We start from the raw sequence: 21,416 nt of genomic DNA on the forward strand, positions 1-21,416 counted from the left end.
CCATGCCATGTGATTGATGTTATTATATGCAGGCGAGCCGGTCATGTCAACGAATTTTTGCGATTTTTTCAGCTCAGTTTTCGGGAATCCCTTTGTTCCCAGCAACCCTTGGCTTATAATGGATGGGATAACGATGCCGAAATTCCGGCAGAAGGAGCCGTCATGCAATCAATGGAGATTCTTGCCCCGGTTGGGGGCCAGCAACAGCTGATCGCCGCCGTGCGGGCGGGGGCCGACGCCGTATACCTGGGCGCTCAGGGCTTCAACGCCCGGCGCAATGCCCAGAACTTTGACGAAACCGCCCTTCCCCAGGCGGTGGCCTATGCCCATGGCCGGGGGGTGAAGGTCCACGTTACCGTCAATACCCTTGTGACCGATGGAGAGCTCCCCGCCCTTATGGAGGAAATCCGCCGTATCGGGGAAGCGGGACCGGACGCCGTCATCGTTCAGGATCTGGCGGTGGCGGCCCTTTTCCGCCGCCATCTGCCCACCATGCCCCTCCACGCCTCCACTCAGATGACCATCCATAACCTAAGTGGGGCCAAAGCCCTCATGGATCTCGGCTTTCGCCGGGTGGTCCTAGCCCGGGAACTAACCCTTCGCGAAATCAAAACCATTGCCCGCGGCGTGCCTTTAGAGGTGGAGACCTTTGTCCACGGTGCTCTGTGCATGAGCCTCTCGGGCCAGTGTTATCTCTCCTCCCTATTGGGGGGCCGCAGCGGCAACCGAGGGCTTTGCGCCCAGCCCTGCCGGCTCAACTACCAAGCAGGAAGCCGGGAATACGCCCTCTCCCTCCGGGACATGTCCTACATCCAGCATATGAAGGAGCTGTCGGAGGCGGGAGTGGTCTCCCTGAAAATCGAGGGACGGATGAAACGGCCGGAGTATGTAGCCGCCGCCGTCACTGCCTGCCGAGCCGCTCGGGAGGGGCGGGAACCGGATCTTGCCAGTTTGGAAGCGGTATTCTCCCGCAGCGGCTTTACCGACGGATACCTCACCGGCAAGCGGGACCTTTCCATGTTTGGACGTCGGACAAAGGAGGATGTAGCGCGATCAGCTCAAGCCCTCCGGGGCCTAGGAGAGCTCTACCGCCGGGAATACGCCCATATCCCGGTGGAAATGTCCCTGACGGCAAAAACAGGGAGCCCCGTGACCCTTCTGGTCACCGATGGACAGCACTGGACAACGGCGGAAGGCGCGCTGCCCCAGCCGGCTCAGACCCGGCCCCTGGATGAGGCCTACGCCCGCCGAAGCCTGGAGAAGACCGGGAACACCCCCTTTGTCCTAGGCCGGCTGGAGACCCAGATTGAGCCGGGCATCATGGTACCCCAAAGCCAGCTCAACCAGCTGCGCCGAGAGGCCCTGGAGAGCCTGCTAAAACTCCGCAGCGTCCCGACGGACCATCCCTTTGTGGAGGGCGCCGTTCCCCATACCGTGGGCAAGCGAAGCGCGGAGGAGCCCCGGCTTCATATCCGCTTGGAAACGCTTCACCAGCTCTCCCCTGCCCTTTTAGAAGCGGAGCGGATCGTCCTTCCCATTGGGGAATTGGAGCAGGATCCATCGCTGATCCAGGTCCTGGGAAGCCGGCTGGTGTGCGAGCTTCCGGCCCTGGTGTTTCCCCCGGAGGAGGAGGGGCTCCGGGAGCGGCTGGTCCGGCTCCGGGAACAGGGGCTTCAGGCGGTCTGTGTCCACAATTTGGGAACCCTCCATCTGGGGCGGGAGCTGGGGTTCCGGCTCCACGGGGGCTATGGGCTCAACATCTTAAATTCCGCGGCACTCATGGAATATCAATCCCTGGGGCTTTCCGACGCCACCCTGTCCTTTGAGTGCGCCATGGGAGACGTCCAGCGGATGGATCATAGCATTCCGACGGGAATCCTGGGATACGGCCATCTGCCTTTGATGCTGTTACGGGCCTGTCCCGCCCAGGGTCCAAAAGGCTGTGGAAGCTGCGATGGACGCCCCGCCCTTGTGGATCGTTTGGGCGCTTCCATCCCTCTTCTCTGCCAGGAAAAGCGCTATGCCGTACTGCTAAACCCCATCCCCCTGCATCTAGCCCATCGAAGGATCCAGGGGATGGCCTTCCTTACCCTCTATTTTACCAAGGAAACACCGGAAGAGTGTGTCCGCGTCTGGGAGGACTACCAATCGGGACGGGCATACGAGGGGCTCCGCACCGGCGGGCTCTATTACCGGGAACTGCAATAGGAGGTCCTATGAACAAACCTGAATTATTGGCTCCTGCCGGGGACATGGAAAAGCTAAAAACCGCCCTTTATTTTGGCGCAGATGCCGTCTACCTGGGCGGGCCGGGGCTCCATCTCCGGGCAGCCTCTGCCGATTTTACCCTGGATGATCTCCAAACCGGGGTGGAATATGCCCATGGCCTGGGAAAACGGGTATATGTCACCGTCAACGCCTTTGCCCGGAATGGGGATTTCGAAACGCTTCCAGAGTATGCCCAGGCCCTTTCCCATATGGGCGTAGACGCCGTGTTGGTGGCGGACATCGGCGTGCTGGCCGCCGTAAAAAAAGCGGCACCCAGTCTTCCGGTTCATATCAGTACCCAGGCCAACTGTACCAACTATGCGGCAGCCAACGCCTATCACGACCTGGGTGCCAGCCGGGTGGTGCTAGCCCGGGAGCTCTCCATGGAGGAAATTGGGGAGCTGCGATCCAAAATCCATCCCGGCCTGGAGCTGGAAGTGTTCATTCACGGCGCCATGTGTATGGCCTATTCAGGACGATGCCTCATCAGCTCCTATCTCACCGGCCGGGATTCCAATCGAGGCGGCTGCGCCCAGCCCTGCCGCTGGACCTATGCCCTCATGGAGGAAAGCCGGCCCGGGGAATATTTTCCCGTCTATGAGGAGGATGGCTTTACCACCATTCTAAGCTCCTGTGATCTCAACACCATGGCATTTGTGGACCAGTTGGCGGACATGGGCATCGACTCCCTGAAGATCGAAGGACGGATGAAGTCTCCCTACTACGTAGCCACGGTGATCAACGCCTATCGCCGCCGATTGGACGGCTCCGCGCCGGTGGAGCAATTAGAACAGGAACTCCTCTGCGCCAGCCATCGGGCGCAATCCAGCGGCTTTTACTTTGGGGAGCTCAAACGCCATACCCCCGATCCCGGGATCTACCATCAGAACTGCCTTTTCATCGGTCCGGTGCTGGAACAACACCATGGGCGCATCCTGGTAGAACAGCGCAACCGGTTTGGCATCGGCGACCGGCTGGAAGTGCTGTCCCCCCATTCCCTAGGAGACTCCTTTATGGTGGAAGGACTTTGGGATCGGGACGGCGCCCCACTCTTGGAAGCCATCCATCCCCAGGAGGCTGTTTGGGTCTCCTGCCCGTTCTCCCTCTCCCCCGGTGATCTGTTGCGCCGGCGCATCTCTGATTGAGTATCTGATTGTTGAAAAATTGGACAAATATAGATCATTTAAATTATTCGCTGGTATAAAAAAACCCCCGGAGCGCACTCCGGGGTTTCTCTTTTCCCTTAAGCGTTTTTATTCTTGATGTACTCGTCGATGGCCGCTGCGGCATGCTTGCCGGCGCCCATGGCCAGAATCACGGTAGCAGCGCCGGTAACGGCGTCGCCGCCAGCATATACGCCCTCGCGGGTGGTAAGCCCACTGTCATCCCGGGTAATAAGGCAGCCCTTGCGGTTGGCCTCCAATCCAGGGGTAGTGCTGCGGATAAGGGGATTGGGGCTGGTACCGATGGACATGATCATGGTATCCACATCCAGTACAAATTCGGAGCCTTCCTTGACCACCGGACGGCGGCGGCCGCTCTCATCGGGCTCGCCCAGCTCCATCTCTACGCAGCGGAGGCCGCCAACGTTGCCCTCGCCATCGTCAATAACCTCAACCGGGTTGCTCAGCAGCTTAAAGATGATGCCTTCCTCCTCGGCATGTTCCACCTCTTCCTTCCGGGCGGGGAGCTCCTCCATGCCGCGGCGGTAAACGATGTAAACATCCTCGGCGCCCAGGCGCTTGGCACAGCGGGCCGCGTCCATGGCTACGTTGCCGCCGCCAACCACAGCCACCTTCTTGCCCCGCTTGATGGGGGTCTTGCTGTCCTCACGATAGGCCTTCATCAGATTGACTCGGGTCAGGAACTCATTGGCGGAGTAAACGCCGTTGAGGCTCTCGCCGGGGATGCCCATAAACATGGGAAGACCGGCGCCCGAAGCGATATAGATGGCCTCATTGCCCATCTCAAAAAGATCGTCCACGGTAAGGACCTTACCGATGACCATATTGGTCTCCACATCCACGCCCAGGGCGGTGAGGTTGTCGATCTCCTCCTGAACGATAGCCTTGGGAAGACGGAACTCGGGAATGCCATAAACCAGAACGCCCCCCGCCAGATGCAGGGCTTCGTAAATGGTCACCTCATAGCCCAGCTTGGCCAGATCCCCCGCAGCGGTCAAACCGGAAGGACCGGCGCCGATCACCGCAACCTTATGGCCGTTGGGAGCGGGCTTCTGAGGTTTCTCCTTGCTGTTGGCCCGATGGTAGTCGGCAACAAACCGCTCCAGCCGGCCAATGCCCACGGGCTCGCCCTTGATACCCCGGACGCAGGCGCTCTCGCACTGGGTTTCCTGGGGACAAACCCGGCCGCAGACGGCGGGCAGGGTGCTGCTGGCGGACAAAATCTCGTAGGCGCCCTCCATATCCTCTTCCGCCACCTTCTCAATAAAGGCGGGAATATCGATCATTACAGGGCAGTGGGCCACGCAAGGCTTGTTGGGGCAATGAAGGCACCGCTTGGCCTCGTTGACCGCCATCTCATAGGTATAGCCCAGGGCCACTTCGTCAAAGTTCTTATTGCGGACATTGGGATCCTGGGAAGGCATGGGACACTTCTTGGGATCCATATTACGCTGTACCGCCATCTCACTCAACCTCCTTGGTAAAAAGCTTACAGGCTTCCTCCCGGGCATGGGCCTCTGCCTCATGATACATGGTACCCCGCTTCATAGCCTCGTCGAAGTCCACAAGGTGGCCGTCAAAATCCGGGCCGTCCACGCAGGCAAACTTGGTCTCGCCCCCCACCGTCAGCCGACAACCGCCGCACATGCCGGTGCCGTCGATCATGATGGGGTTCATGCTCACGGTGGTCTTGATGCCGTATTTCTTGGTGGTTAGGGTGACGAACTTCATCATGATCAAGGGACCAATGGCGATGACCTCGTCATACTGATTGCCCTCATTGATGAGGTTCTCCAGGGCTACGGTAACCACGCCCTTCTCTCCATAGGAGCCGTCATCCGTCATCACCACGAGTTTGTCGCTGACGGCGTTGAACTCATCTTCCAGGATCAAAAGATCCTTATTGCGGAAACCGATGATCGAATGTACCTCACAGCCCAGCTCATGGAGCTTTTTCGCGGTGGGATATGCGATGGCGCAGCCCACGCCGCCGCCTACCACAGCAACCTTTTTGAGGCCCTCCAGTTCGCTGGCCCGGCCCAGGGGGCCCACAAAATCATGGAGGCTATCCCCCACAGACAGGCTGTTGAGCTCCATGGTAGCGCCGCCCACGATCTGATAAATAATGGTAATGGTGCCGTTCTCCCGATCATAATCGGCAATGGTCAAGGGAATCCGTTCGCTGTCCGCCTTGGACCGCAGGATGATGAACTGGCCCGGCTCCGCCTTCTTGGCGATAAGAGGGGCTTGGATCACCATCTTGGTAACGGTTGGGTTCAATGCTTCTTTGGATAAGATTTTATACATGAGTCCATCCATCCTCGCTTTTAAATTAAATTCACTAGTGTTTATAATAGCGGCCAAAGCGCAAAGTTGCAAGGCAACTTTGCGCTTTGGAAGAGTTTACATTTTAGATATGCAAATCATGAAAGAGCTCTCTGCCGTTCCCGATTAAAAATCGATTTTCTTGCCGTCGTAGATGTAGCGGAACAGCTTCTCCATCTCCACAGGGGTGATAGCCCGGGGATTGCTGCCGGTGCAGGCGTCGCCCACAGCCAGCTCGGCAATCTTGGCGATCTTCTCGTTAAACTCCTTCTCCTCGATGCCGAATTCACGCAGGGTCTTGGGGATGCCCAGCTCCACGTTGTAGGCGTCGATCTTGTCGCACAGGGCCTTAACCAACTCATCGTCGGTGCTGCCGGGCAGCTTCACAAACCGGGCGATGTCAGCATAGCGCTTCTTGGCGGTAGCATCCTTGGCGTTGTACTGGATGACATAGGGCAGATAGATGGCGTTGGCGCAGCCATGGGGGATGTGGCCGGTGCTGAAAGCGGCGCCGGTCTTATGGGCCATGGAGTGCACGATGCCCAGGAGAGCGTTGCTGAAGGCCATGCCAGCTAGGCACTGAGCGTAGTGCATCTGCTCGCGGGCATCCATATCGCCGTTGTAAGAAGCGGGTAGGTTCTCGAACACCATCTCGATGGCACGCAGGGCCAAAGGATCGGTGAAGGGGCCGTTCATGGTGGATACATAAGCCTCGATGGCGTGGGTCAGCGCATCCATACCGGTGTGGGCAGTCAGGGTCTTGGGCATGGTCTCAGCCAGCTCAGGATCCACCACGGCCACGTCGGGAGTGATGTTGAAGTCAGCCAGAGGATACTTGATGCCCTTGGCGTAATCGGTGATAACCGAGAAAGCGGTCACCTCGGTAGCGGTACCGGAGGTGGAGGGGATGGCCAGGAACTTGGCCTTCTGCCGCAGCTCCGGGAAGGAGAAGGGCTGAATGATCTCCTCAAAGGTGGTGTCGGGATACTCATAGAAAACCCACATGGCCTTAGCGGCGTCAATGGGGGACCCGCCGCCCATGGAGATGATCCAGTCGGGCTGGAACTCCCGCATGGCCTCGGCGCCCCGCATTACGGTCTCCACGGAAGGATCGGGCTCCACGTTCTCAAAGAGCTGAACCTCCATGCCAGCCTCTTTCAGATAGCCCACGGCCTTATCCAGAAAACCAAAGCGCTTCATGGAACCGCCGCCCACCACAACGATGGCCTTTTTGCCTTTCAGCGTCTTCAATACCTCAAGAGAACCTTTGCCATAGTACAAGTCACGGGGAAGTGTAAAGCGTGCCATTCTTATAACCTCCTATAATAGATTCTTATTGGATCTCTCTCCCCCTCTCCGTATTGCAGCCGGAGAAGGTTTGATAAAATTTTAACAATATCTTGCGAAAGAAAAGCCGAATCAACGTACGGCATGGAATGAAACTTTCAGTTTTTGATTCTCTCGTTTTGAAACAGGCGCTCCATTTTCTAGCATTTCCCTCTTTCGATTCTTATTATAGTCTTTCTTTTCTATGGCGGGTAATGCATAATTGAAATAGACCGTATATGTTCCATCATATGTTAATATTTTCACAAACATTCGTTTCATTGGATGTGCCAGGAGGGGACCATGAATTTACAGCAGTTGCGCTATGCCGTCGAGGTGGAAAAGACCTCCAGCATCACCCAGGCGGCAAAAAACCTTTATATGGGGCAGCCCAATCTCAGCAAGAGCATCAAGGAATTGGAGCAGGACTTGGGCATCACCATCTTTACCCGAAACGCCAAGGGAGTGGAACCCACCAGCATGGGGCTTCAGTTTCTACGCTACGCCCATGAAATCTTGGACAAGGTGGATGAGCTTAGCAGCCTGTTTCAACCCCAGCATGAGACCACTTTGCGTTTCAGCGTTTCCCTTCCCCGGGCCACCTATGCTTCCGTTGCCTTTGCCAACTTTATCAACCGGCTGGACCGCTCCCGGCCCTTGGATATCCTCTGCCGGGAGACCAATTCTCTGGCCATCGTAGGGGATGTCAGCGTAGGAACCAGCGTTATGGGCGTGCTCCGCTACCAGGACATCTATGAAAGCTATTTTCTCAACCTCTTGAAAAAGAATAATTTGCAGTACCAGGTACTGTGGGAATACCGCATGATGCTGTTGGTTCATAAAAGCCATCCCTTGGCCGAATGTACCGATGTCCCCTACGAAAGGCTGCAGGAATATACCGAAATCATCCATGGGGATTTCCAGGTGCCCGCTCTTCCCCCTGCTCAGATGAAACAGCTTACTCGTTCCGATAACCGTATCTTCATCTATGACCGGGGCAGCCAATTCGATCTGCTGGAACGGGTCAAAGGCACCTATCTATGGGTGAGCCCCCTGCCCCAGGAGGTGTTGGATCAGCATGACATGGTCCAGTTAAAATGCAGCGGGGCGGGCATCCACCGGGATCTGGTGATCTACCACCAAAGCGATGGATTGGAGGAATACGAGCGGCAGTTTATCGAGGAGCTAAAACAGGAGGTCGCCTTCCTGGATCAATCCATCCAATAGTTCAGTGTATGAAGCGCCCGGCAATGCCGGGCGCTTCACGCCCATCCCTCCTCACAAATTTACCATACGGTTGTTTTTATTCTATTATGAGGAGGCAAAAATGGAAAATTTGGCTAACCATCATAAAAAAGGACCGGGAAAATCCCGGCCCTTTTTGCCGTCTATCGTTCTTCTCGGAAGAAATTGGTACCACAGCTCTTGGGCTGAAGCCCCTCCTTGGATTGACGAATACTGGTTATGATGATAACCAAAATGGTCGCCACAAACGGCAGCATCACATAGATGGCAATGGGGATCTTGGCGGATACATACAACCGCAAAATGCTGAGACCGCCAAACACCAGGGAGCCGATCACCGCCCGGCCTGGTTTCCAGGCCGCGAAGATCACCAGCGCCACCGCAATCCAGCCCAAACCGTTGACACAGTTGTACACCCAGGTGCCCCCGCAGGTAGCCATGATCACATACACCCCGCCCAAACCACAGAGTCCGCCGCCCAGGCAGGTGGCCATGTACTTGTACTTGGTTACACTGATACCAACCGCATCGGCAGCCGCGGGATCCTCCCCCACCGCGCGGAGGTTGAGGCCGGTCCGGGTATGCTTGAGGAACAGCGCCATGCCAATGGCGATAGCGATTCCAAGGTAAACAAAGATGTTGTACTGGAAGAAAAGCTTGCCCACATAGGGGATATCGCTCAAAAACGGAATGCTCAGCCTGGAAAAAGCGCCGCTGACCTTGGCGCTTACCACCGCCGCTCCACCGGGAGCCGATCGCATCAACGCGTCCCCGATCATGTTGCCAAAGGCCACCCCGAAGATGGTAAGGGTCAGACCGGTAACGTTTTGGTTGGCCTTTAAGGTCACCGTCAAAAAGCAATAGATGAGCGCGCCCAAAGCGCCGGCCAAAAAGGCGCCGATCACCGCCATTATGGCGCTGTCGCAGGTATAGCCCAGCACCAATCCCATGGAGGCGCCCATATACATCATACCCTCCACACCCAGGTTCAGGTTGCCGGACTTCTCGGTGAGAATCTCCCCTAACGTACCATACAAAAGAGGGGTGCCCGCCAACACCGCGGCATAAACAAAGCTGATGATGTAGCTTACGGTCTCATTCATGATCCCGATGCTCCTTTCTCCTCCAAACCAAGCGGTAGCGGATAAAGAACTCACAGCCCAGCATGAAGAACAGGATGATGCCCGTCAGCACCTCGGCGGCGGCATTGCTGATGGCGAATACCGTCTGGATGCTGTTGCTGCCCTTATCCAGAATGCTGAACAAAAAGGTGGTTACCAGCATGGCCACTGGATTAAGATTCCCCAGCCATGCTACGGTGATAGCGGTAAAGCCCACGCCGCCGGCCACCGTCTCCACCAGAGTATGGTCGGCTCCCGTTACCTGAAGCATGCCCGCGATTCCACACAAGGCTCCCGACAGGAACATGGTCCGCATGATGATGCGCCCCACGTTCATTCCAGCGTACTTAGCGGTGGGTTGGCTCTCCCCCACCACGCTGATCTCGTAGCCCTGCTTGGTACGGTTCAGGTAGAAATACATCACCCCAACCAGAACTAGCGCCACAATCCAGCCGATGTGGACGCCAAATACCTTGGGCAGCCGGGCGGCGGTATCAAATCGAGCGATCTGAGGAAACCCAGTGTTGGCCGGATTGATCCAAGGCCCTTCCCGCAGATACTGGATGATGTATACCGCCACATAGTTCATCATCAGGGTAAACAGGGTTTCATTGGTATTGAATTTCGCCTTGAAATAGGCCGGAATTAACCCCCACAGGCCTCCGAAGACCGCTCCGGCTAAGAACATAACCAGGAACAAAAACGGCTGCGGGATTTTATCCGCATAGAAGAGGGCAAAATAGGTGGCTGCGATGGCCCCCAAGCAGATCTGCCCCTCAGCGCCGATGTTCCAGAATTTCATTTTAAAGGCCAGTGCCACACCCAGGGATGTGATCAAAAGGGGAATGGCAATGCGGATGGTCTCCCGTAGGGCCGCTGGCGTCATAAGGGCCCCCGTTACCATCTGGCCATATACCGCCACCGGATTTTTCCCCAAGAGGGCGATGAGCAGTCCCCCGGTGACAAAGGCTGCCAGCAAGGCCAGCACTCGGATCAGGATGGATTTTCCCCGGGTAAGATCGGTGCGTTTGACCATCCGTACCAGGGGCTGGTTGTGATGATGGTTATTCTGCTTCATGGTCCGCACCCTCCCCCGCTACATGGACCATCATCAGGCCCAACTGTTCCTTGGTGGCCGTCCGAGCGTCCACCACGCCGCTGACCCGGCCCCCGCACAGCACCAAAATTCGGTCGCTCAGCTCCAGCAGCACATCCAAATCCTCCCCGATGAACAGTACCGCCACGCCCTTTTCCTTCTGTTCATTCAAAAGGTTGTAGATGGTATAGGTGGAGTTGATGTCCAGCCCCCGGACGGGATAGGCGCTGATGAGAATGGCGGGGGCGCTGTCGATCTCCCGTCCCAGCAACACCTTCTGCACATTGCCCCCCGATAGCATCCGCACCGGTGTGTGGATGCCCGGCGTCACGATGTCCAGCTTTTCGATGAGGGACTCCGCCTGGGCTGCCGGCGCTTTTCGATCCACCAAAGGCCCGGAATGCTCCCCGTAATTCTTGAGCATCATGTTTTCCACCATGTCGAGGCCGCCCACCAGGCCCATGCCCAGCCGATCCTCCGGCACAAAGGCCATAGAAATGCCCTTTTTGATGATCTCCCTCGGGGTCTTGCCCACCAGATTCTCGCTGACCTCCACCCCATCCACATGGTTTTTATAGAGGATAGCGCCGCCGGCCACATCGTAAAGCCCCGCGATGGCCTCACACAACTCCCGCTGGCCGCTGCCCGCCACACCTGCTACTCCTAAAATCTCTCCTGAGCGCAGGGTAAAGCTCACATCATCCAGTACTTTGTGCCCCTCGCTTCCCAGGCAGGTGAGGTTCACCACCCGAAGCCGATCCTCCGGATCCTTTACCGGGGAGCGGTGAATCTCCAGACTAACGCTGCGGCCTACGATCATCTCCGTCAAGGTGGGGACGTCCATCTCGGCGGTTTCCACCGTACCCACCGCATGGCCCCGGCGTAGCACCGTCACCCGGTCCGAAATGGCCATCACCTCGTTGAGTTTATGGGTGATGATGATCACCGCTTTACCGTCCTCCTTCATCCGCCGAAGGATGGCAAACAGCCGATCGATCTCCTGGGGCGTCAGTACAGCGGTGGGCTCGTCCAAAATCAAAATATTAGCGCCCCGGTACAGGACTTTTAGAATCTCCACCGTCTGCTTCTCGCTGACGGACATATCGTAGACCTTCTTCTCCGGGTCCACCTCCAAGCCATACCGGGCGCTGATCTCCCGGATCTCCTGACTCAGCTTCTTCCGGGACAACCGCTGCTTGCCCGGCAGCCCCAGGACGATGTTCTCCATACAGGTCAGCACATCCACCAATTTAAAGTGCTGGTGGATCATCCCAATGCCCAGATCAAAGGCGTCCTTGGGGGAACGAATGGAACAACTCTCTCCCCGCACCAGAATCTCCCCTTCATCCGGGTAATAGATCCCCGACAGGATATTCATAAGGGTGGTTTTGCCCGAGCCGTTCTCCCCCAAAAGCGCCAAAATTTCTCCCCACCGTAGGGTGAGGGAGACGTCTTGGTTGGCGATGACCGGGCCAAAGGTCTTGGTCACATGTCGCAATTCAATGGCGTTTTCCATGGATATCCACCTTATACGCAAAATAGAAAGATGGGGTTATGCACATGGTATAACCCCATCCCTTCCTCACTATTCTGGGATGCGGATTAGTCTACCCGCACGCCCTTTACCAGCCAGGTCATCTGCTGAGCAATGAGCAGGTCGGAGGCTTTCTCGCCTTCCGCAATCTGCAGGTTGCCCTCGTTGTCGTAGATGGGCCCGTTGAATACGTCAAACTCGTCGTTCTCATCCACGATCCTGTCATAGGCTTCCTTGATCTTTTCCTCGGTGCCGGGAGCCACGTTCTTGGACAAGGGAGACAGATAGCAGGTGCCGATGGCCATGCTGCCCAGATGAATGCCGCCGGTGAAGGTGCCGTTCAGAGCATCCTCAACCAACTGGGTCATGATGGCGCCCCAGTTCCAGACAGGCGCGCACAGATGAGCGTCGGGAGCAAACTCGGTCATGTCGTTGTTGTAGCCGCAGCCCCACTTGCCCCGCTCCTGCGCGGCCACCTGGGGACCGGTGGTATCCACATGCTGAGCGATCACGTCGCAGCCCTGATCCAAAAGGGCCTCGGCAGCCTGCCGCTCGCCGGTGGGATCATACCAGCTGTTGGTATATTTAACGATAACTTCAATGTCGGGGTTTACGGACTGAGCGCCCAAGGTAAAGGCGTTGATGCCGCTGTTGCACTCGGAATTGCTGAAGGCAGCCACATAGCCCAGCTTATTGGTCTCGGTACGCATACCAGCGGCGATACCCGCCAGATACCGAGGCTGATAAACCCGGCCGAAATAGTTGCAGAAGTTGGTCTCGTTGGACTTGATGCCGGTGGCATGGCAGAAATACACCTCAGGATGCTCCTTTGCGGCCTCATCCATGAAGTCCATAAAACCGAAGCTGTTGGCAAAGATGATATTGCAGCCCGACTCGATGAGCTCGTTGATGGCGTCGGCACAGGCGCTATCCTCGGATACGTTGGCCTTGACGATCATCTGATCATCCCGCAGGCCAAGCTGCTCCTGCATGTACAGGCGGCCCTTTTCGTGGGCATAGTTATAGCCGTTGTCGCTGGGATCGCCGATGTAGATCAAGCCGATCTTCACGTTTTCCTTGGTCAATTTGCCGTCAGTCCCGCCGCCGTTGCCAGCGTCTCCGCCGCAAGCAACCAGGGACAGGGCCAGCATGACACAGAGTGCTGCCACCAACCACTTTTTCATTGCGTCCTCTCCTCCAAAACCAATCAAAAAATTCCCCGCTGCCATTTTGCACCGAGGTGACATCCATATGATACGCTATTTTTTGCAGCCTGCCTAGAGCAAACCCGTCATTTTTCTTGCAGTTTTTGCAAATTACGACGGAATTTTTGAAAGACAGTCCTCTCCGCCCTGAAAACAAAACAAAAAACGCCCCCGGAACCGCCTCTCCGGGAGCATTTTCCCAATCTTTGCATAATCGGCGTCACGCCTGGCGGAAGCGGAACTTGCCGTCCTCCACCCCTTCAATGATAGCCAGGGACTGCAGGTTAATCCCCCGTTCCCGCAGGCGTTTGCCCCCCTCCTGGAAGCCTTTTTCCACCGCCACACCCACGCCCATCAACTGGGCGCCAGCCATATCCACAATGTCGATGAGCCCGCGCAGCGCCTCGCCGTTGGCTAAAAAGTCATCGATGATCAAAACTCGGTCCTCAGCACCGAGCCACTGCTTACTTACCAAAAAGGTGACCTTTCTATTATAGGTATAGGAGTAGATCTCGCTGGCGTAGAGGCCCCCCTCAATGTTATCGGATTTGGCCTTTTTCGCAAATACCACCGGCACATCAAAATACTGGGCGGCAATGACGGCCACAGCGATACCGGATGCCTCCGCCGTCAAAATTTTGGTTACGCCCAGATCCCCAAACAGCCGGTAAAATTCCTTTCCCATGCGGTTCAATAGCTTGGTATCGATCCGATGGTTCAAAAAGCCGTCCACCTTGATGATCCTGCCATCGATGATCCTACCCTCCTGGGCAATGCGCTCCTCCAGCTCCTTCATGGACCCCTCTCCCCTATCCGTCGTTGATGAAATGTTGATGAAATTTAGTATAGCACAAATCCATGGCCGTGTACCATTTTCTTGATAATTCATAAGGAGATCGGCGGGCCAACACAACGGAACCATGGACAGAAGAAAAATACCGTGCTATAAAAAAATCATGAATGATACCGGGTGCCCCAATATCGAGGAAATCGACGGCGGGCTTCTGCGCCGGAAAGACGGCAGAAAGGTATTGTGCCAATGAGATACGGTATGACATCCATCATGCCCCATGAGTCGCCAAACCAGTGGGCAGAGGACTTGGCAAAGCGCGGCTTCACCGCCGCCTATTTTCCCGCCAAGGAAACGGCTTCCGACCGTGAGATCTTCGCCTATGAAAAGGCTGCAAAGGATCACAATCTGGTGATCGCGGAGATGGGCATATGGAAAACCCCGTTTGCCCAGGATTCCAAGGAGGCCGAAAAAAACAAAAATATCTGCTTGCGTCGATTGGAAATCGCGGACGCGGTAGGGGCCAAATGCTGTGTCAACGTTTCCGGAGCGGCGGGAGAAATTTGGTATGCCTACTATCCGGAAAACTATTCGGAAGCGACCTACTGGAAAAACGTGGAGTTTGTCCAGTGGCTTTTGGATACGGCAAAGCCAAAAAGCACCTACTACGCGCTGGAGATCATGCCCTGGATGCTGCCGGATAGCGCGGAAAGCTATTTGAAATTCCTCTGGGATGTCAACCGTGACCGGTTCGCCGTGCATTTTGATCCGGTAAATCTCATCAACAGCGTTGAAAAGGTCCGCCACTATGGGGATATGCTGGAAAGCGCCGTCATCCAGATGCATCCCTATATCAAAAGCTGTCATCTCAAGGATTTTCTTCTGGCGGACGGCTATACGCCAAACGTCCGGGAAACCATCCCGGGAAGGGGCTGGGCCGATCTTTCCAGGTATCTGAAGCTAATCCACAGGCTGGATCCCCAGATGCCGATGCTCTTCGAGCACCTCCATACCTGGGAGGACTACGAAGAGGCGCTTGCTCATGTTCAACAGCTGGAATCCCGGCTGTTTCCCCAGGATTGATGTCCCCGGGTCAACGCTTCCAGGCCACCTGTCCTCCCACAAGGGTATGGGTTAGGATCAGTTGAGGGGTCAGCACCACAACGTCGGCCAGCTGGCCCACATCGATCTCCCCCCGGTCCATAAGGCTGATGGAGCGGGCGGGGTTATAGCTGAGCACCCGGCTGGCCTCCTCCACCGTCAGGCCAATGACGTTGACAAAATTGCGGAAAGCCTGGTCCATGGTCAGCGTGCTGCTGGCCAGAGTCCCGTCCGGCAGGCGGCAGATTCCATCCACCACCGTCACCTTTCGGTCACCCTCTAAGAAATCGTACTCGCCGTCCGGCATGCCTGCCGCCTGCATGGCATCGGTAATGCCGATGATCCGGCCCACTCCCATAAACTTCACCGCAAGGCGGACCATAGCGGGATTCACATGAATGCCGTCGCAGATGATCTGTCCATGGATTCGGTCATCCAAAAAGCATCCCACGGGGGTGGTATCCGCACGATGATTCATGGGCGGCATGCCGTTGTATAAATGGCTGGCCTGGGTGGCGCCCCAGTCTGCGGCAGCCTTCACCGTAGCGGAATCCGCCGTGGTATGGCCAATGGCCGCCACCACCCCATGATCCGCCAAATATTCCACGACGGCCTGCGCTCCCTCCATCTCAGGAGCGATGGTCATCATCTTCACATCCCGGAGGTCTGGACCGCACATCTCGATCAGGGTATCCAGACGGGGCGGCCGGATGCTCTCCACCGTAATAGCTCCATTGCGCTCCGGATTCACAAAGGGCCCCTCCAGATGGGCGCCGGCAATCCTAGCCCCAGGACAACCCATGGCCTCCCTGGTATCCTGCAAAATTCTCCGATGCTCCTCCGGCGTTCCCGCGAAGGTGGGTAAATAGCTGGTAACGCCCTGGCTGGGCATTCGGGCCGTTAGCGCTTCGATGGCCTCCCGGCCCATGAGGGTGGCATATCCATAGGCGCCATGGACGTGGACGTCCACAAAACCCGGCAACACATAGCCTCCCTGAGCATCCAAACAGGGGCCTTCCGTCTCAGTCTGGCCTCCTATCTGGGCAATTCGCCCATTTTCCATGAAAAGATCCCCTTCCACAAATCCCCGAGGCGTCAGAATCCGTCCGTTTACGATGCGCATGGCCTACCTCCTATAATCAATATATCATGATGTCTTAAAACCAATTTGTCCCGCTCCCTGTCATAGACCACCTTGCCGTCCATAATGGTCTTTTGCACAAAGAGATCGGGGGTCATCAGAACAAGGTCTCCCTTTCTCCCCCGCTCAACTTTGCCCCGATGGGTTTCCCCAATGGATTTTGCCGGATTCTCCCCGCACATGGTGCCGATCTCCTCCAGACTAAATCCCATGGATCGAAGGGTTCGCATGTTTTCATCGAAGGGATGGGCGCCTGTCACCAGCTTTCCATTGGGATCCCTCGCCGCGCCGTCCTTAAAGATAACCTCCTTGTCTCGCCGCATGTAGCGGCCTTCAGGCATCCCCAGGAACTGAGAACAATCGGTAACCGGCACCACCCGGTGGATTCCCTTGGCCCGCACGGTAAGCTTCACAAAAGCTTCCGCCACATGGATCCCATCACAGGTAAGCTGGGCGTACATCCGATCCTCCAACAACCCGCCGGCCAGGGCGCCGCTCACATGGTGATCCATAGGCGCGAATCCGTTGTAAAAGTGGTTTAAAAGGGTCGCTCCGTTGTCCGCCGCCTCTTTAACCTGGTCGGCGGTACACTCGGTGTGGCCCACTTCCCCCACCACTCCTTGATCGGTGATCCATCGAAACCATTCCATAGAGCCGGGAAGCTCGGGCGCACAGGAGATAATCCGAATATCGGACAGATCATGATCCGTCATCTCAAGGGTATATTCCCGGGTGGGAGGCACCTTGATGTTGTAATAGGCAATGGTCCGATACCGAAAAGGGCTGTCCAGATGCATCCCCAGTACCTCAGCGCCGGGGCAGCCCTTTGCCGCCCGAACCCCCTGTACCGCTCGGCGGACGGTTTCCGCGTCGGGCAGGGAAAAGGTTGGAATAAAGCCCGTCACCCCATAGTTGGGCAACAGCGCGCAGGCCTTGCGAACTGCCTCCGGCCCCTCATTGCACTCGCTGCCATTGCATCCGTGGATGTGGGTATCCAGAAATCCAGCAAACACCAAGCAGCCCGAGGCGTCCACCACCTCCTCATCTCCCGCGGTAAGACAGGGGCCGATCTCCTCCATCACGCCATTGCGGATCCGAATGTCCTTCTGATGAAAACCGCCGTCATAAAACACACTTCCATTTTGAATCAGCATGGGAAACTCCTTTCCATGATACCGTCTCCCATGATTATAGCTTCTTTTAAAGAATATTTATATAGAAAAAAAGCGGCTGCCTGTCCGGCAACCGCTGTTCTCCTTTCAATCTATTCCGTAAGATCCGCGATGCTGGTGTCCCCTCGGACGCCGGTCCAATCGCGCTTAAAATCCTCCACAGCTTTGGCGATGGCCGCCATGCCAAAGGCATCATGCAAGAGCTTAGGCTGCACCGTCACCGCCTGGGCCCCCGCCAAAAGAGCGCTTGTGACTTGGGCCATATTCCGGAAGCTGGCCGCCATAATCCTGCTATCCGATCCCGCTTCATCGATGAACTGGCGCATGGCTGCAATGGTCTCCCGAGGCTCGATATCCAGGTTCTCCATCCGGTTGAAGTAGGGGGCGATGTAGTTGGCTCCCGCCTGCATGGCCATAAAGGCCTGGATCTGACTGTAGACCGCCGTGGCGGTAATGGGAACGCCCTCTCCACGCAAGGCCCGGATGGCGGCCAGCCCCTCCTCGGTAACGGGCACCTTGATATAAACCCCGTTGTCCACCATCCGATGGATGGCATGAGCCTCCCGAATCATCCCCTGGGCGTCATCCGCCGTCACCTGGACATGGAGGGTACGCTCAGGGCCGATGAGCTCCCGCATCCGTTTCAGATGATCAAAAAAGGCCACTTTCCCTTCGGCCTTGAAAATGCTGGGATTGGTGGTCACCCCGGTCATGGGAAAATAACGGTCATAGGTCTTGATCTGTTCCAAATTGGCGGTATCAAATAGCAATTCCATAGCTGTTCTCCTTTTCTGCTCTCTTCCCTTTAGTAGGATGCGCCATTTCCTTTCAATCATGCAACCCCTTCCGCTGGCGAGGGCTCCGGCGCATGCGAATGGATGGCATGCTGCTCCGAGCGGCCTGCATAAGCTGGATCAGGGTCTGCCAAATCATACGACGGGTATCGGCGTCCACGTTTTTCAGCCCCTTCAAAATGGTGCCGGCGCTCCTAAGCCAACTGGCCGATAGCTCCGATAACGTGGTAGCCCCGGTGGCGGAAAGCACCTCGTACAGCACATCCAAAAACCGCTCCCGCTGGATGGGCGCAAGAGCCGCCAGCCAGTTTTTCAGGGTACGATCCACAAACTGGCTGCTTTCGGTAATGGTCTCCATCTCCCGAAATCCCGAACGATTCACCTCCCAGGAGTAAAGATCATGCTGCAGCAAGCCTCTTTGGACGCTGTGGACCACGGTATAGGGTTCCTCATGTTCCAGCAACATGCCAATGACCGAGGACTGGGGCAAAAAGGTATGGATGCGCCCCAGTACCGCCTGGTAACCCGGCTGGCGCAACATTTCGGCGTCAAATCCAGGTCCATCATTGTTGTGTACTTCTAGGATGCGGCCCTGTACCTTGGGCGCGGCCATTGCCGCGGCATAGACCGCCAGGTTTCCCCCCTTGGAATGTCCCCCCAGCATCAGAGCGCCCCGACGTTTCCGGGCCACGTAGTTGAGGTAATCGAGCCCTTCCCTCTGAGCCGGCACAGGGGTGAGAAATGTCATATTAAAGTCCTCTTTCCACCCAACAAGCGTGCTGTCGGTGCCCCGGTAAGCCAGATACCGGATGCCGTTGCCCAAAGCCACCGTTACCGCCGAAAACTGTTCCTCTTCGGCCGGGTCCAAGTGGTTCACATAATCCGATAACGCCATGCCGCCAAACCGCCGGCTTTCCCCCAGTGCCTGAAAAAGGGAAACGTCCTGTTCCATCAGCAGCCGTCCTAAATGGGGCGTTCCCTTTTTAAAGTACCGCTGTGCCGCCTCCGAAAAGGTCATAGGAGCATCCCCCAAAATCCCGTCAAAAGGGAGATAGGCCGCTCGGCAGAGGATTAGGCTATCCACCGGACAAAACGGCGATTGATCCAAGGTCAGGTCTCCCCGCCACTCCAGATAGTCCAATATGTTTGCCACAATATCCCTCCTCATGCCGCTCCTCGGTTCACGCTAACGCAGCATACCGCCGATCCCCCAGGGGACCGCAAAACAGACAATTCAGCCCCATGTGCTATACAAACAGCCGCAAAACCATCTCCAATTATAGGTTTGGGGCATCAGAAAATCAATCCAATCAAAAAGCCGTCCACCTCCATGGTGAACGGCTTAGACGCACTCCCTTATTTGCCCTTCTTCTCCTTCTGCATATCCAGGTACAGATAAACAAACTCCTGGTCCGTCAGCTTCCGGCCAATCTTGTTCTCCATGTCCTTGCGCGCTTTCTTTTGTCTGAAGAAAGCGATCAACACCTGTACTGCGATGAAAGCGGAATACAAAAAGGCAAGCCCAGCGATAATCGCCAGTGCCCAGTACAGCCACGGAACCGCGTTGCGGAACCAGACCATGAGAGGGCCAATGGGATCATGGAATTCCACAAAGAACCGTAAAATCAAGAGGACGGCGATACCGATACCGCACCAAACGGAAGACCGTTTCCGCGCCCGGAAGATTCCCATGGCCATGGTAGTCCCCTCGTTCTGCTGCTTCTGCTCAATCTCCTGACCCATCCGGTTCATAAAAAGGACTTCACTCTTATAGGCCGGCATATAGAACATGAGCGCATAGACCAGCACACCAAAGGTGATAAGGGACATCATCACATTGGTGGATACGCCGGGAGCGTATTGGAAGACCGTAAACACCACAATCCAGGCTGCCAGAATGTGGAACGCCGACCAATATCCAAGGGCAAACTTCTCTTTTCCGCCCTTCATATACCACTGAATCAGGAACAGGGACTCAAACCCCGCTCCGATTACTCGCACCAATCCCAAGCCGATCAGCATCTGGGACATAAAATCCAGGATCAAATACAACAACTCCTCCAACTATTCCTTCGCCCATCGGGCATTTGTGCGCAGCAACCGCCGTTATTCCTCCGGCGTTTTAGGGGCGTCCTCCACGGTCTCTCCCTGATGGTTCTCCTCCTGGGCAGCCATGCTCTCCTGATAGGCAGCCAGTTTCTGACGAAGCAGCTCCGCCTCAGCGTCTTTGGGCTTCCTCGGAATATCCTTGGGCTGCCTACGCCTGCGCTTGTCTCCCGACTCCTGCGCCTTAGTTTCCTCTTCTTCCACAGCAGCCGCGGCCTCCTCGTTGTAAGCTGCCCGTTCCTTTAAGGTCTCCGGGGTTTCCGCTTCCAGAACATCCTTGTCGTAGCCTTTGGAAAGCGCTTCCTTCAGCCGGCGCCTTGCCGCACGGCGCTGGGCCTCGGAAGTCTTGGCGTTATATTCGTCTTGAATCTCTCGAAACGTCGGATCGGGCGGCGTAATATCGATGCCAGTCTGCTTGGCAAAGGCTTCTATGAACCCTTCGTCGTTCTTAGGGGTAATGGTCACCACGTCATACCCGCCGCCAGTCCCCTTCATATAGATGGCAATCCGTTTGCGGGTGGAAAGGCCATAACTGTTCTTCGCTTCGGCCAATACACGCTGGAAACCAAAAATCGAGGAATACGGGAAAAAGCGGTTGGCAAACCAGCCAACCTTAATCCGAAGTCCGTCCTCCTCCACAATGTACTTCATCGAAAAGTACATTGGGACCAAAAGGACAAAAAACATCAGGGAAAAGATAATAGCCAAAATCAGGAGGGTTACGCTAAAAGATGTAACCGTGAAGTAGATAAAGATTGCGGTAAACAGAAGGAAGCAGAGAAATCCCGCTTTATAGCCGCCATCCACATCCGTTTTAAAGGTCATTCCTTTGGGCTCCTTTGTTCAGGCGCCAAATTTCCGCACGCCGTATAATATGGATAAGTTATTTTATCATAAACGGATGCGAATTCCTAGGCTTTTTTCCCCTGGCAAAGGGGATACAAAATAATTTGCACAAGAAAAGGGCTGGCACATGGCCAGCCCTTATTCCGTTTGATGTATTCGGGA

19 protein-coding genes are annotated in these 21,416 nt (G+C 56.1%); 4 read left to right on the forward strand and 15 right to left on the reverse strand.

The features are described 5' to 3' along the window. Positions 1–162 precede the first annotated feature (162 nt). Together KP626_RS03760 and KP626_RS03765 are read left to right on the forward strand one after the other, a co-directional pair. Complete coding sequence (locus KP626_RS03760; protein ID WP_395978470.1) at positions 163–2,208, forward strand: DUF3656 domain-containing protein; 2,046 nt, start codon at positions 163–165, stop codon at positions 2,206–2,208. An 8-nt stretch (positions 2,209–2,216) separates the two neighbouring features. Continuing rightward, positions 2,217–3,413 (forward strand): U32 family peptidase, encoded by a 1,197-nt coding sequence (locus KP626_RS03765; protein ID WP_395978472.1) that lies wholly within the window; start codon positions 2,217–2,219, stop codon positions 3,411–3,413. A gap of 98 nt (positions 3,414–3,511) precedes the next feature. Here KP626_RS03765 and gltA read toward each other — a convergent pair whose 3' ends face one another. The 3 genes from gltA to KP626_RS03780 form a co-directional block, all read right to left on the reverse strand. Continuing rightward, positions 3,512–4,915, reverse strand: coding sequence for an NADPH-dependent glutamate synthase (gene gltA / locus KP626_RS03770; RefSeq protein WP_395978474.1), 1,404 nt, complete (start codon positions 4,913–4,915; stop codon positions 3,512–3,514). Between the two features lies 1 nt (position 4,916). Beyond that, positions 4,917–5,759, reverse strand: coding sequence for a sulfide/dihydroorotate dehydrogenase-like FAD/NAD-binding protein (locus KP626_RS03775; protein WP_395978476.1), 843 nt, complete (start codon positions 5,757–5,759; stop codon positions 4,917–4,919). A gap of 144 nt (positions 5,760–5,903) precedes the next feature. After that, positions 5,904–7,085, reverse strand: a complete 1,182-nt coding sequence (locus KP626_RS03780; RefSeq protein ID WP_395978478.1) for an iron-containing alcohol dehydrogenase — start codon at positions 7,083–7,085, stop codon at positions 5,904–5,906. Between the two features lie 321 nt (positions 7,086–7,406). Here KP626_RS03780 and KP626_RS03785 point away from each other — a divergent pair, with 321 nt between their 5' ends. Then, positions 7,407–8,330, forward strand: coding sequence for a LysR family transcriptional regulator (locus KP626_RS03785; RefSeq protein ID WP_395978480.1), 924 nt, complete (start codon positions 7,407–7,409; stop codon positions 8,328–8,330). Between the two features lie 161 nt (positions 8,331–8,491). On the opposite strand, the gene KP626_RS03790 is transcribed toward KP626_RS03785, so the two are convergent. From KP626_RS03790 to KP626_RS03815, 6 genes are all read right to left on the reverse strand, one after another. After that, complete coding sequence (locus KP626_RS03790; protein WP_395978482.1) at positions 8,492–9,451, reverse strand: ABC transporter permease; 960 nt, start codon at positions 9,449–9,451, stop codon at positions 8,492–8,494. Beyond that, a complete protein-coding gene (locus KP626_RS03795; protein WP_395978484.1) occupies positions 9,444–10,547 on the reverse strand; it encodes an ABC transporter permease in 1,104 nt (367 codons plus the stop codon). Before KP626_RS03795 ends, KP626_RS03790 begins: the two co-directional genes overlap by 8 nt. After that, positions 10,534–12,081 (reverse strand): ABC transporter ATP-binding protein, encoded by a 1,548-nt coding sequence (locus KP626_RS03800; protein WP_395978486.1) that lies wholly within the window; start codon positions 12,079–12,081, stop codon positions 10,534–10,536. Before KP626_RS03800 ends, KP626_RS03795 begins: the two co-directional genes overlap by 14 nt. A gap of 86 nt (positions 12,082–12,167) precedes the next feature. Continuing rightward, positions 12,168–13,283 carry a BMP family ABC transporter substrate-binding protein gene (locus KP626_RS03805; RefSeq protein WP_395978488.1) on the reverse strand — a complete coding sequence of 372 codons (1,116 nt, stop codon included), beginning with the start codon at positions 13,281–13,283 and terminating at the stop codon, positions 12,168–12,170. A 241-nt stretch (positions 13,284–13,524) separates the two neighbouring features. Further along, positions 13,525–14,100: a xanthine phosphoribosyltransferase gene (locus KP626_RS03810; protein ID WP_395978490.1), complete on the reverse strand. Its 576-nt coding sequence runs from the start codon at positions 14,098–14,100 to the stop codon at positions 13,525–13,527. Positions 14,101–14,113: 13 nt separating this feature from the next. Beyond that, positions 14,114–14,362: a hypothetical protein gene (locus KP626_RS03815; protein WP_395978492.1), complete on the reverse strand. Its 249-nt coding sequence runs from the start codon at positions 14,360–14,362 to the stop codon at positions 14,114–14,116. Here KP626_RS03815 and KP626_RS03820 point away from each other — a divergent pair. After that, positions 14,356–15,177 (forward strand): sugar phosphate isomerase/epimerase family protein, encoded by an 822-nt coding sequence (locus KP626_RS03820; RefSeq protein WP_395978494.1) that lies wholly within the window; start codon positions 14,356–14,358, stop codon positions 15,175–15,177. The genes KP626_RS03815 and KP626_RS03820 overlap by 7 nt on opposite strands. A gap of 10 nt (positions 15,178–15,187) precedes the next feature. Here the strand turns inward: KP626_RS03820 and nagA are convergent, their stop codons facing one another. The 6 genes from nagA to KP626_RS03850 all read right to left on the reverse strand — a co-directional run bounded on the left by nagA (position 15,188) and on the right by KP626_RS03850 (position 21,233). Continuing rightward, entirely contained in the window at positions 15,188–16,318 is a 1,131-nt protein-coding gene (gene nagA, locus KP626_RS03825; RefSeq protein ID WP_395978496.1) for an N-acetylglucosamine-6-phosphate deacetylase, read from the reverse strand. Then, on the reverse strand, positions 16,306–17,490 hold the full coding sequence (locus tag KP626_RS03830) for an N-acetylglucosamine-6-phosphate deacetylase (protein ID WP_395978498.1): 1,185 nt from the start codon (positions 17,488–17,490) through the stop codon (positions 16,306–16,308). Before KP626_RS03830 ends, nagA begins: the two co-directional genes overlap by 13 nt. 110 nt (positions 17,491–17,600) lie before the next feature. Continuing rightward, on the reverse strand, positions 17,601–18,284 hold the full coding sequence (locus KP626_RS03835; RefSeq protein ID WP_395978500.1) for a fructose-6-phosphate aldolase: 684 nt from the start codon (positions 18,282–18,284) through the stop codon (positions 17,601–17,603). Positions 18,285–18,336: 52 nt separating this feature from the next. Next, on the reverse strand, positions 18,337–19,455 hold the full coding sequence (locus KP626_RS03840; RefSeq protein ID WP_395978502.1) for an Mbeg1-like protein: 1,119 nt from the start codon (positions 19,453–19,455) through the stop codon (positions 18,337–18,339). Between the two features lie 203 nt (positions 19,456–19,658). Then, positions 19,659–20,366, reverse strand: coding sequence for a hypothetical protein (locus KP626_RS03845; protein WP_395978504.1), 708 nt, complete (start codon positions 20,364–20,366; stop codon positions 19,659–19,661). Between the two features lie 42 nt (positions 20,367–20,408). Next, on the reverse strand, positions 20,409–21,233 hold the full coding sequence (locus KP626_RS03850; protein ID WP_395978506.1) for a PH domain-containing protein: 825 nt from the start codon (positions 21,231–21,233) through the stop codon (positions 20,409–20,411). Positions 21,234–21,416: the final 183 nt, after the last annotated feature.

The sequence above is a fragment of the Christensenella sp. MSJ-20 genome (genome assembly GCF_044357945.1).
Lineage (GTDB): Bacteria > Bacillota > Clostridia > Christensenellales > QAND01 > QAND01.

Excerpts from the sequence above, each read along its gene's own strand:
- KP626_RS03760 (WP_395978470.1), top strand. The coding sequence starts at position 163 with ATGCAATCAATGGAGATTCTTGCCCCGGTTGGGGGCCAGCAACAGCTG.
- KP626_RS03765 (WP_395978472.1), top strand. The coding sequence starts at position 2,217 with ATGAACAAACCTGAATTATTGGCTCCTGCCGGGGACATGGAAAAGCTA.
- gltA (WP_395978474.1), bottom strand. The coding sequence starts at position 4,915 with ATGGCGGTACAGCGTAATATGGATCCCAAGAAGTGTCCCATGCCTTCC.
- KP626_RS03775 (WP_395978476.1), bottom strand. The coding sequence starts at position 5,759 with ATGTATAAAATCTTATCCAAAGAAGCATTGAACCCAACCGTTACCAAG.
- KP626_RS03780 (WP_395978478.1), bottom strand. The coding sequence starts at position 7,085 with ATGGCACGCTTTACACTTCCCCGTGACTTGTACTATGGCAAAGGTTCT.
- KP626_RS03785 (WP_395978480.1), top strand. The coding sequence starts at position 7,407 with ATGAATTTACAGCAGTTGCGCTATGCCGTCGAGGTGGAAAAGACCTCC.
- KP626_RS03790 (WP_395978482.1), bottom strand. The coding sequence starts at position 9,451 with ATGAATGAGACCGTAAGCTACATCATCAGCTTTGTTTATGCCGCGGTG.
- KP626_RS03795 (WP_395978484.1), bottom strand. The coding sequence starts at position 10,547 with ATGAAGCAGAATAACCATCATCACAACCAGCCCCTGGTACGGATGGTC.
- KP626_RS03800 (WP_395978486.1), bottom strand. The coding sequence starts at position 12,081 with ATGGAAAACGCCATTGAATTGCGACATGTGACCAAGACCTTTGGCCCG.
- KP626_RS03805 (WP_395978488.1), bottom strand. The coding sequence starts at position 13,283 with ATGAAAAAGTGGTTGGTGGCAGCACTCTGTGTCATGCTGGCCCTGTCC.
- KP626_RS03810 (WP_395978490.1), bottom strand. The coding sequence starts at position 14,100 with ATGAAGGAGCTGGAGGAGCGCATTGCCCAGGAGGGTAGGATCATCGAT.
- KP626_RS03820 (WP_395978494.1), top strand. The coding sequence starts at position 14,356 with ATGACATCCATCATGCCCCATGAGTCGCCAAACCAGTGGGCAGAGGAC.
- KP626_RS03815 (WP_395978492.1), bottom strand. The coding sequence starts at position 14,362 with ATGTCATACCGTATCTCATTGGCACAATACCTTTCTGCCGTCTTTCCG.
- nagA (WP_395978496.1), bottom strand. The coding sequence starts at position 16,318 with ATGCGCATCGTAAACGGACGGATTCTGACGCCTCGGGGATTTGTGGAA.
- KP626_RS03830 (WP_395978498.1), bottom strand. The coding sequence starts at position 17,490 with ATGCTGATTCAAAATGGAAGTGTGTTTTATGACGGCGGTTTTCATCAG.
- KP626_RS03835 (WP_395978500.1), bottom strand. The coding sequence starts at position 18,284 with ATGGAATTGCTATTTGATACCGCCAATTTGGAACAGATCAAGACCTAT.
- KP626_RS03850 (WP_395978506.1), bottom strand. The coding sequence starts at position 21,233 with ATGACCTTTAAAACGGATGTGGATGGCGGCTATAAAGCGGGATTTCTC.